Source organism: Bradyrhizobium sp. 62 (assembly GCF_023073035.1).
GTDB lineage: Bacteria > Pseudomonadota > Alphaproteobacteria > Rhizobiales > Xanthobacteraceae > Bradyrhizobium.
In genome coordinates, this window is the sequence record NZ_JADPIT010000029.1 from 87,401 (window position 1) to 96,808 (window position 9,408).

The following is a 9,408-nucleotide window of genomic DNA, read 5'->3' on the forward strand; positions in this document are numbered from 1 at the left end:
GAGTTTGAAGCGGTTGCTTTTTGCCACACCGCTGCGGTCACATCGCGATGATATGCTCGTCGATCTCGTCGATTCTGTTGACGCCGCACAGGCCCATGGTGGTGAGCAACTCCTTCTGGATGATGTCGATCGCCTTGGCGACGCCGGCCTGGCCGCCGGCGCCAAGACCATAGGCATAGGCGCGGCCGATCATGCAGGACTTTGCACCGAGCGCGAGCGCGCGCATCACGTCCTGGCCGGAGCGAATGCCGCCGTCGAACATGATCTCCATCCTGTCACCGACCGCCTCGGCGATCTCGGGCAGCACCTCGATCGATGACGGCGCGCCGTCGAGCTGACGGCCGCCGTGGTTCGAGACGACGAGCGCCTGCGCGCCGGTCTTGGCGGCCTCCTCGGCGTCCTCGACATCCAGAATGCCCTTGATGATCAGCTTGCCCGGCCAGATGCTGCGGACCCACTCGACGTCCTTCCAGTTCAGGGACGTATCGAATTGCGACGCCGTCCACTCCGCGAGGCGATTGAGGTCCCCGGTGTTCTTCACATGGCCGGCGATGTTACCGAAGGTGCGGCGCTTGCCTTGCAGCACGCCGGAGACCCAGGCGGGCTTGCTGGCGAAATCCAATAGCTTCGAGAGCGACCATTCCGGCGGGACTGTCATGCCGTTCTTGATGTCCTGGTGGCGCTGGCCGATCACCTGGAGATCGACGGTCAGCACCAGCGCGGAGCATTTCGCCGCGATCGCGCGCTGGATCAATTCCTTGATGAAGCCGCGGTCCTTCATCACGTAGAGCTGGAACCAGAACGGCTTCTCGACACTGGCCGCGATGTCCTCGATCGAGCAGATCGACATCGTCGACTGCGTGAACGGGATACCGGCGGCTTGCGCGGCGCGGCAGGCATGGATCTCGCCGTCGCCATGCTGCATGCCGAGCAGGCCCACCGGCGCGAGCATCAGCGGCATGGTCGAGGGCTCGCCGAGGATCGTGGTGGCGGTGTCGCGTTTGGAGACGTCGACCAGGATACGCTGGCGGAACTTGATCGCCTGCATGTCATCGCGGTTGGCGCGCAGCGTTTCCTCGGCGTAGGAGCCGCGGTCGCAATAATCGAAGAACGCCTTCGGCACGCGGCGCTGATGCAGTGTGCGAAGATCGTCGATACAGGTGATGTGCTTCATGAACGTTTCCCCGGCCCGTCTTGTATCGGAAGAGTCTGCATCGGAAGTAGCGGATGAGTCTTGCATCGGAAGATCGAGGGGTCATCTAGCATGGTTGGATGCACAGCCAAATCGTTTGCAAATCCTTTGTGGAGAGGAGGGCGCCATGACCAGGCCGCACACCGGACCGACGCCGGAGGAGATCAAGGAGAAGCATGATCTCGAGGAAGCGCTGGAGGAAGGTCTGGAAGAGACCTTTCCGGGCTCCGATCCCGTCAATGTCACCCAGCCGGCGCCGAGCCGCGGGGACGGCCATGTGAAGCGCTCGGACTAGGCGCGGGTTCCGCCCTGTTCCGGCGTCCTCGCTGGAAATATAATGTTAACAAGACGTTATCAGCATCGGGGCCTGCCCGGTTCCGTAATGATTTATCATATTTTTTGAAGCCAAGTTAGCCGCGATGGCTTTATAAGACCTCAGCAAATCAGGGATGCGGGTCCCGCCAGGGCACCCGCAGGTTGTATTGGGGATCCCTGGTTGTCGCGTGGGGGACGATATGAGCCGCAAATATTTCGGGACGGACGGGATCCGGGGCCGCGCCAACGGACTGATCACGCCGGAGCTCGCGCTCAAGGTCGGCCAGGCCGCAGGCCTGGCGTTTCAGCGCGGTGATCACCGCCACAGGGTCGTGATCGGCAAGGATACCCGCCTGTCCGGCTACATGATCGAATACGCCATGGTGGCGGGCTTCACCTCGGTCGGCATGGACGTGCTGCTGGTCGGCCCGATGCCGACGCCGGCGGTCGCGATGTTGACCAAGTCGATGCGCGCCGATCTCGGCGTGATGATCTCCGCCTCGCACAACCTGTTCGAGGACAACGGCATCAAGCTGTTCGGCCCGCAGGGCTTCAAGCTCTCCGACGACGTCGAGAAGCAGATCGAGCAGCTGCTCGACGAGCCCATCGACAAGCGTCTCGCCCAGAGCGCCAGTCTCGGCCGCGCCCGCCGCATTGACGGCGTGCATGACCGCTACATCGAATTCGCCAAGCGCACGCTGCCGCGCGATCTGTCGCTCGACGGCCTTCGCGTCGTGGTCGATTGCGCCAATGGCGCCGCCTACAAGGTGGTGCCGGAAGCGCTGTGGGAGCTGGGCGCCGACGTGATTCCGATCGGGGTCGAGCCCGACGGCTTCAACATCAACAAGGAATGCGGCTCCACCTCGCCGGAAGCGCTGTCGAAGAAGGTCCGCGAGATGCGCGCCGACATCGGCATCGCGCTCGACGGCGACGCCGATCGCGTCATCCTGGTCGACGAGCGCGGCCACATCGTCGACGGCGACCAGCTGCTCGCGGTGATCGCGCAGAGCTGGAAGGAAGACGGCCGGCTGTCGCGATCGGGCATCGTCGCCACCGTGATGTCGAACCTCGGGCTCGAGCGCTTCCTCAATGCGCAGGGGCTCGATCTCGTGCGGACGCCGGTCGGCGATCGCTACGTGCTCGAGCAGATGCTGAACGGCGGCTATAATCTCGGCGGCGAGCAGTCCGGCCACATCATCCTGTCCGACTACGCCACCACCGGCGACGGCTTCGTTGCCGCGTTGCAGGTGCTTGCCGTGGTGCAGAAGCTGCGCCGCCCGGTGTCGGAAGTCTGCCACCGTTTCGATCCGCTGCCGCAGATCCTGAAGAACGTCCGTCACAAGGGCGGCAAGCCGCTCGACAATTCCGATGTCAAATCGGCGATCTCCGATGGCGAGCAGCGGCTCAACGGCCACGGCCGCCTGCTGATCCGCTCCTCCGGCACCGAGCCGGTGATCCGCGTCATGGGCGAGGGCGAGGATCGCATCCTGGTCGAGGACGTCGTCGATACCATCGTCTCGGCGCTCGGGCAGGCCGCGGCGTAAGCTCTTCCTCGACCACAGTATCGTAGGGTGGGCAAAGCGAAGCGTGCCCACCGCTTCTGTTGCGCTGTCGGTCGATGGTGGGCACGGCGCAAGTGCGCTTTTGCCCACCCTACGATTCCGGACTCGCGGAGAGGTAAGAGATGCATCGCAGCCATTTGCGATTGGCGGTGGTTCCACCACTCCCTGCATCGTAATGAGCTTGTCGCGGCAATCTGCCGCGCCCGCCGGGATGCTCCAGTGAACAAGCCTGTCGTCGTCTCAGAGGAAGCGCTGACCGAACCCGTCATCGTCAGCGACGTGGCACAAGCAGCCAAGGCCGCAGGGCCGGCCTACGTCGTGCTGGCCGGCATCAGCTTCTCGCACTTCCTCAACGACACCATGCAGTCGCTGATCGCCTCGGTGTATCCGATCCTGAAGGACACCTACGCGCTCGACTTCGCGCAGATCGGCATGATCACGCTGGCCTTCCAGTTCACGGCCTCGCTGCTCCAGCCGGTGGTCGGCCACTACACCGACAAGAAGGCGCAGCCTTATTCGCTGTCGATCGGCATGGCCTCGACCTTCTTCGGTCTGTTGCTGCTCAGTGCCGCCCACCAATATCTCGTCATCCTCGTCGCCGCCGCGCTGGTCGGTCTCGGCTCGGCGGTGTTTCATCCGGAGTCGGCGCGCATCGCGCGGCTGGCCTCCGGCGGCCGCTACGGTTTTGCGCAATCGGTATTCCAGCTCGGCGGCAGTTTTGGCACCTCGATGGGACCGGTGCTGGCCGCGCTCATCGTCGTGCCGTTCGGGCAGGGCAGCATCGCCTGGTTCTCCTCGATCGCCTTCCTCGCGATCCTCATCCTCTGGCGCATCGGCCGCTGGTACGAACCGCAGATCAAGGCGAAGAAGACCGCGGTGGCTCAAGCCCATCCCGACGCGCCGAGCTCGCGTCGCGTCGTCGTTGCGCTCCTCGTGCTGGTCGCGCTGCTGTTCTCGAAACAGCTCTACGTCTCGAGCCTGTCGAGCTACTACATCTTCTATCTGATCGACCGGTTCGGCGTGTCGACGCAAGCCGCGCAGATGTATCTCTTCATTTTCCTCGCGGCGAATGCGGTCGGGGCTTTTCTCGGTGGTCCCCTGGGCGATCGCTTCGGCCGCAAGATCGTGATCTGGATCTCGATCCTGGGGGCGCTGCCGTTCACGCTGGCGCTGCCCTATGCCGGGCTCTATGCGAGCGCGGTGCTGTCCGTGATCATCGGCCTGATCATCTCCTCAACGACGTCGTCGATCATCGTGTTCGCGCAGGAGTTGGTCCCGCATCGCTTCGGCATGATCTCCGGCGTGTTCTTCGGTGTCGCGTTCGGCATCGGCGGCTTGGGCGCCGCCGTGCTCGGCAAGCTCGCCGACCATACCTCAATCGCGTTCGTCTACCAGGTCTGCGCCTATCTGCCGGCGATCGGCCTGCTTGCGGTGTTCCTGCCCAAGCTACCGCGGCATGCGCGTTAACATATCCTGTCTTGCTGCAGCGCGGCTTCATACATCGTTAGGACATGCGGCGACGGCGTCGCATTTGCGCTGCATTTTTGCAACGCTCGCCCCGCATGCGCGTGAGCGGTTAGAAAAAATCAACCTTAAAAATTAGGGTTAAGTGGCGCTTAAACATTTGCTGGCATCGTCCGGGCCGTGAGTTTCCAGAACGTGAGGCGCCGTATTGCCTCACCGGCCAAAAGGACGAAGCCAATGCGTAGCGTTAAGTCTCTCCTTGCCGCGGGTGCGGCAACCCTGATCTCCTCGGTGGCGTTCGCCGCCGACATGCCGATCGCGGCGCCCCCTCCGATGTACGCGCCCCCGGCGCCGCCCGCCGACTTCGGAGGCTGGTATCTGCGCGGCGACGTCGGCATGACCAACCAGCGCGCCAAGAGCATCGAGGGCGCCGTAGCGCCTGGGTTTACGAAGACGACGGAGGGACTCGGCTTCGACTCGGCGACGCTGTTCGATCTCGGCGTCGGCTACCGCTTCAACAACTGGTTCCGTGGCGACGTGATCGGCCAGTACCGGGGCAGGGCCAATCTGCACGGCAGCGACAACGTCATTGGACCCGGCTTCGTCGGCGTCAACAATTACAGCGGCAGCAAATCCGAGTGGGTCGTCATGGCGAATGCCTATGTCGATCTCGGCACCTGGTGGTGCATCACCCCGTTCATCGGCGCCGGTGTCGGCGGCTCCTACAACAAGATCAGCGGCTTCCGCGACGACGGCGTGTCGTACAGCCCCGGGCTCAACAACAGCGTCGCTTACTTCGCCGACAACGGAAAGTGGAACCTCGCCTGGGCCGCCCACGCCGGTCTCGCCTACAAGGTCAATCCCGGGTTCACCGTCGAACTGGCCTACAGCTACATGAACCTCGGCGACGCGGCGCCCGGCAACTATCGCTTGTTCGACAACAGCGCCTCGGGTCCGTCAACGATCAAGATCAAGGAGCTCACCTCGCACGACGTCAAGCTCGGCGTGCGCTGGGATCTCAACAGCCCGCCGGCCTACATGCCGCCGCTCGTCACCAAGGGCTGATCGACAGCCTCATCGCTTAGGACTTCTTAACGGCGCGGGATCATCCCGCGCCGTTTCGCTTTGCGTATTTTTCATGGCGAGCGGCGACGAAAGGCTGCGACGCAACCATTGGTTAAGGTTAACGAGCCATGATCAGGGCTGAAAGATCGAGTTCGATGGAGCGTTCGATGCGTAGGCTTTTGTTGGCGGCGGCGATGTTGGGGACGGTCTCTGCGGCGCATGCGGCCGATCTTTCCGATCTTCCCATCCTGCGCGGTGGCTTCACCGACGGCTTGAGCAAGTCCAACGTCAACTGGCAGGGCAGCTATATCGGCGCCCAGGGCGGCTATGGCTCGTCGGACGAGAACTTCAACGGCTCGACCCGCAACATGATGGCGGCGTTGCTGGCCGATACCTTGATCGAAAGTTCGATGGGTGTATCGCAGTGGAACCTCGGACTTGGCAAGGCTTCGCAGCGTACCAGCGGCTACGGCGCTTTCGTCGGCTACAATGGCCAGTGGGACGATGTCGTACTCGGCCTTGAATTCAGCTACCTGCACGGCAAGTTTGGTGGAACGGCGTCAGCGTCGGAGCGGCGCGTGAGCCCCGTCGCCCTGTCCGACGGCAATTTTCACGACGTCACGGCGACCTCCACGTCATCGATCAACATCAGCGACATGGCGACATTCCGCGGCCGCGCAGCTTACGCCTGGGGATGCTTTCTGCCCTACATGTTCGCGGGTCTCGCACTTGGGAATGCCGACATCATCCGCACGGTCAGTGCGCAGGACCGCATCAGCGCGACCCAACTCGGCACCTATACTCCACTCGCGCTGCTGAGCTCGACGGATGCCCAGCATAACCATTTGATCTACGGCTACACCGCCGGTCTTGGCGTCGACGTCAATCTGGTTGGTGGCCTGTTCTTCCGCGGTGAATACGAATACATCCGCTTCAGCTCGGCGGTCGACACCAGCATCAACACCGTTCGCGCCGGTCTCGGCTACAAGTTCTGACGCGCCGGCGCGCGGCGCCGATTGACAGGCCGCCTCCGTCCTGATGCTCTGTCGCCGAATGCGCGGGGGGCAGCGATGCGGATCTACGGCGATACCAATTCCGGCAATTGTCTGAAGGTGAAGTGGGTCTGCGACAAGCTCGCGCTGCCCTACCAGTGGATCGAGATCGACACTCGCAAGGGCGAAAGCCGCACGGCGCAATTCCTCGAGATGAATGGTGCCGGCCAGGTGCCCACCGTCGCTTTCGACGACGGCCGCACGCTGGCGCAATCCAATGCCATCATCCGCTATCTCGCGCGCGACAGCGTGCTCATTCCGCGCGATGCTTTCACCGCCGCCAAGATGGACGAATGGCTGTTCTGGGAACAATACAGCCACGAGCCCTACATCGCGGTGTGCCGCTTCCAGCTCGTCTATCTCGGCAAGGACGCCTCCGAGCTCGATCCTGAAAAGGTCAAGCGCGGCTATGCGGCGCTTGACCGCATGGAGCAGCATCTCGCCGGCAGCCGTTTCCTCGCCGGCGATGCCGTCTCGCTCGCCGAGGTGTCACTGCTCGCCTATACCCGCGTTGCGCATGAAGGCGGCTTCGATCTCGGCCGCTTTGCCGCCGTCCGCCGCTGGATCGCCGAAGCTGAGACCTTTCTCGGGCTTCCCAAGGTGCGCTAAGGCGCGCTGAGGCAGGAGTAACTTCATGAACGCCGAATCCGTCTCCATTCGTCCCGCGCGCCGCGAGGACGTTGCTGCGATCGTGGCGATGCTCGCCGACGATCATCTCGGGCGCGCACGCGAGCGCGTAGAAGACCCGTTGCCTGCGTCCTATTACGAGGCATTCGCGCGGGTCGAGCGCGATCAAAATATCCAGCTCGTGGTTGCGGAGAGCGAGGGCAGGGTGGTCGGCTGCCTGCAGCTCGCGATCCTGCCGGGTCTCAGCTCGCAAGGCGGCCGGCGGGGTCTGCTCGAAGACGTCCGCGTTGCTTCCGATTGCCGCAGCCGCGGCATCGGCGAGCAATTGGTGCAATGGGCGGTGACGGAAGCGAAAGCGCGCGGCTGCAATCTGGTCGAACTGCTCACACATCAGACGCGAACAGATGCGCAGCGCTTCTACAAGCGGCTTGGGTTCACCGCGAGTCACGTCGGCATGACTGTCCGCTTTTGACGCAGCGCGCCATGAGCCTTGCGCGATCAGCGAAATCGGATCGCGCATACGTTCATGTTAAGAGCTGATAAACTACCCGTTCGACGTTCACATGGAACCAGGAACGAACGGTGCTACGCGAGCGTCTGAAACCGGGCTCGATCGGTTCGGGGATTTCGATGACAAGCTATTCGATGATCAAGGTCGGCAACGACTACGTCGTGCAGGCCAATGACAAATGCATTTTGAAAGTAGGCAGCCGCCGCCGCGCCGCGCAATTGATCAACGATGCCACGGACTTGCTGAACGCGCTGGCCGTGGTCGAATCCCCCAAAATCACACCGGAGGCGCCATCACTCGCGCGTGAGGCTCCGGAACTTCCTTGACTGGTCTTCCCGATTCCCGTATCTGCCGCGGCGGGACACCTCCCCCCAACGGGAGGCTTACTATCTGGAAGGGTAGACGATGACTGTAGCGAAGCCCGCTTCGCGGCCGAACGTGCCGCATTTTTCCTCCGGTCCCTGCGCCAAGCGCCCCGGATGGAATGCCCAAAATCTCAAGGACGCAGCGCTCGGCCGTTCGCATCGCGCGAAGGTCGGCAAGACCAAGCTCAAGCTCGCGATCGATTTGACGCGCGAGGTGCTCGAAGTGCCCGCCGATTATCGCATCGGCATCGTGCCGGCCTCCGATACCGGCGCTGTCGAGATGGCGCTGTGGTCGATGCTGGGGGCGCGGCCCGTCACCACGCTCGCCTGGGAATCCTTCGGCGAGGGCTGGGTCAGCGACATCGTCAAGGAATTGAAGCTCAAGGACGTCACCAAGCTCAACGCGGCTTACGGTGAGATCCCCGACCTCTCCAAGGTCGATCCGAAGTCCGACGTCGTCTTCACCTGGAACGGCACCACCTCGGGCGTGCGCGTGCCTAACGCCGACTGGATCAGCGCCACTCGCGAAGGCCTGACCATCTGCGACGCCACCTCGGCCGCGTTCGCGCAACCGCTCGACTGGGCCAAGCTCGACGTCGTCACCTTCTCCTGGCAGAAGGCGCTCGGCGGCGAAGCCGCGCACGGCATGCTGATCCTGTCGCCCCGCGCCGTGGAGCGGCTCGAAACCTACAAGCCGGCCTGGCCGCTGCCGAAGATTTTCCGCATGACCAAGGGCGGCAAGATCAACGAAGGCATTTTCGTCGGCGAGACCATCAACACGCCGTCGATGCTCTGCGTCGAGGATTATCTCGACGCGCTGAACTGGGCCAAGTCGATCGGTGGCCTGAAGGCGCTGATCGCGCGCGCCGACGCCAACACCAGGGTGCTCGCCGACTGGAAGGCGAAGACGCCCTGGATCGACTTCCTCGCCAAGGACGCCGCGATCCGCTCCAACACTTCGGTGTGCCTGAAGTTCACCGATCCCGCGATCACCTCGCTCTCCGAGGACGCGCAGGCCGACTTCTCCAAGAAGCTGGTGGCGCTGGTCGAGAAGGAAGGCGCGGGCTACGACTTCGCCTACTACCGCGATGCGCCCGCCGGCCTGCGCATCTGGTGCGGCGCCACCGTCGAGGCCAGCGATGTCGCGCTGCTGACCCAGTGGATCGACTGGGCCTTCGCCGAGACCAAGGCCACGCTCGCCAAGGCGGCGTAAGCAGGCTTCGCTCGTCGCGTATCTCATCTCGTCATGGCCGGG

General features: G+C 63.4%; 10 protein-coding genes. 9 read left to right on the forward strand and 1 reads right to left on the reverse strand.

The window, feature by feature from the left end; all coding sequences use genetic code 11:
* Positions 1-37: 37 nt before the first annotated feature.
* Complete coding sequence (locus tag IVB47_RS27190) at positions 38-1,174, reverse strand: alpha-hydroxy acid oxidase (protein WP_027565345.1); 1,137 nt, start codon at positions 1,172-1,174, stop codon at positions 38-40.
* 145 nt (positions 1,175-1,319) lie between these two features.
* Between IVB47_RS27190 and IVB47_RS27195 the strand changes: the two genes are divergently transcribed.
* From IVB47_RS27195 to IVB47_RS27235, 9 genes are all read left to right on the forward strand, one after another.
* On the forward strand, positions 1,320-1,487 hold the full coding sequence (locus IVB47_RS27195; protein WP_007596725.1) for a hypothetical protein: 168 nt from the start codon (positions 1,320-1,322) through the stop codon (positions 1,485-1,487).
* 220 nt (positions 1,488-1,707) lie between these two features.
* On the forward strand, positions 1,708-3,051 hold the full coding sequence (gene glmM / locus IVB47_RS27200) for a phosphoglucosamine mutase (RefSeq protein ID WP_027565344.1): 1,344 nt from the start codon (positions 1,708-1,710) through the stop codon (positions 3,049-3,051).
* 237 nt (positions 3,052-3,288) lie between these two features.
* The gene (locus IVB47_RS27205; protein WP_027565343.1) at positions 3,289-4,536 is read left to right on the forward strand and encodes an MFS transporter; all 1,248 of its coding nucleotides are present in this window, start codon (positions 3,289-3,291) and stop codon (positions 4,534-4,536) included.
* Positions 4,537-4,770: 234 nt separating this feature from the next.
* Positions 4,771-5,598 carry an outer membrane beta-barrel protein gene (locus IVB47_RS27210; RefSeq protein WP_247465889.1) on the forward strand — a complete coding sequence of 276 codons (828 nt, stop codon included), beginning with the start codon at positions 4,771-4,773 and terminating at the stop codon, positions 5,596-5,598.
* Positions 5,599-5,765: 167 nt separating this feature from the next.
* Positions 5,766-6,593 carry an outer membrane beta-barrel protein gene (locus IVB47_RS27215; RefSeq protein WP_247282541.1) on the forward strand — a complete coding sequence of 276 codons (828 nt, stop codon included), beginning with the start codon at positions 5,766-5,768 and terminating at the stop codon, positions 6,591-6,593.
* 75 nt (positions 6,594-6,668) lie between these two features.
* The gene (locus tag IVB47_RS27220) at positions 6,669-7,259 is read left to right on the forward strand and encodes a glutathione S-transferase family protein (RefSeq protein WP_027565340.1); all 591 of its coding nucleotides are present in this window, start codon (positions 6,669-6,671) and stop codon (positions 7,257-7,259) included.
* 25 nt (positions 7,260-7,284) lie between these two features.
* The gene (locus tag IVB47_RS27225; RefSeq protein ID WP_027565339.1) at positions 7,285-7,749 is read left to right on the forward strand and encodes a GNAT family N-acetyltransferase; all 465 of its coding nucleotides are present in this window, start codon (positions 7,285-7,287) and stop codon (positions 7,747-7,749) included.
* 158 nt (positions 7,750-7,907) lie between these two features.
* Positions 7,908-8,114 (forward strand): hypothetical protein, encoded by a 207-nt coding sequence (locus IVB47_RS27230; protein ID WP_027565338.1) that lies wholly within the window; start codon positions 7,908-7,910, stop codon positions 8,112-8,114.
* Between the two features lie 79 nt (positions 8,115-8,193).
* Positions 8,194-9,366, forward strand: coding sequence for a phosphoserine transaminase (locus IVB47_RS27235; RefSeq protein ID WP_247403796.1), 1,173 nt, complete (start codon positions 8,194-8,196; stop codon positions 9,364-9,366).
* Positions 9,367-9,408 lie beyond the last annotated feature (42 nt).

What these genes read in the sequence shown, in the direction of transcription:
- IVB47_RS27215 (WP_247282541.1), top strand. Translation starts at nt 5,766, where the DNA reads ATGCGTAGGCTTTTGTTGGCGGCGGCGATGTTGGGGACGGTCTCTGCG.
- IVB47_RS27210 (WP_247465889.1), top strand. Translation starts at nt 4,771, where the DNA reads ATGCGTAGCGTTAAGTCTCTCCTTGCCGCGGGTGCGGCAACCCTGATC.
- IVB47_RS27190 (WP_027565345.1), bottom strand. Translation starts at nt 1,174, where the DNA reads ATGAAGCACATCACCTGTATCGACGATCTTCGCACACTGCATCAGCGC.
- IVB47_RS27230 (WP_027565338.1), top strand. Translation starts at nt 7,908, where the DNA reads ATGACAAGCTATTCGATGATCAAGGTCGGCAACGACTACGTCGTGCAG.
- IVB47_RS27235 (WP_247403796.1), top strand. Translation starts at nt 8,194, where the DNA reads ATGACTGTAGCGAAGCCCGCTTCGCGGCCGAACGTGCCGCATTTTTCC.
- IVB47_RS27195 (WP_007596725.1), top strand. Translation starts at nt 1,320, where the DNA reads ATGACCAGGCCGCACACCGGACCGACGCCGGAGGAGATCAAGGAGAAG.
- IVB47_RS27225 (WP_027565339.1), top strand. Translation starts at nt 7,285, where the DNA reads ATGAACGCCGAATCCGTCTCCATTCGTCCCGCGCGCCGCGAGGACGTT.
- IVB47_RS27220 (WP_027565340.1), top strand. Translation starts at nt 6,669, where the DNA reads ATGCGGATCTACGGCGATACCAATTCCGGCAATTGTCTGAAGGTGAAG.
- glmM (WP_027565344.1), top strand. Translation starts at nt 1,708, where the DNA reads ATGAGCCGCAAATATTTCGGGACGGACGGGATCCGGGGCCGCGCCAAC.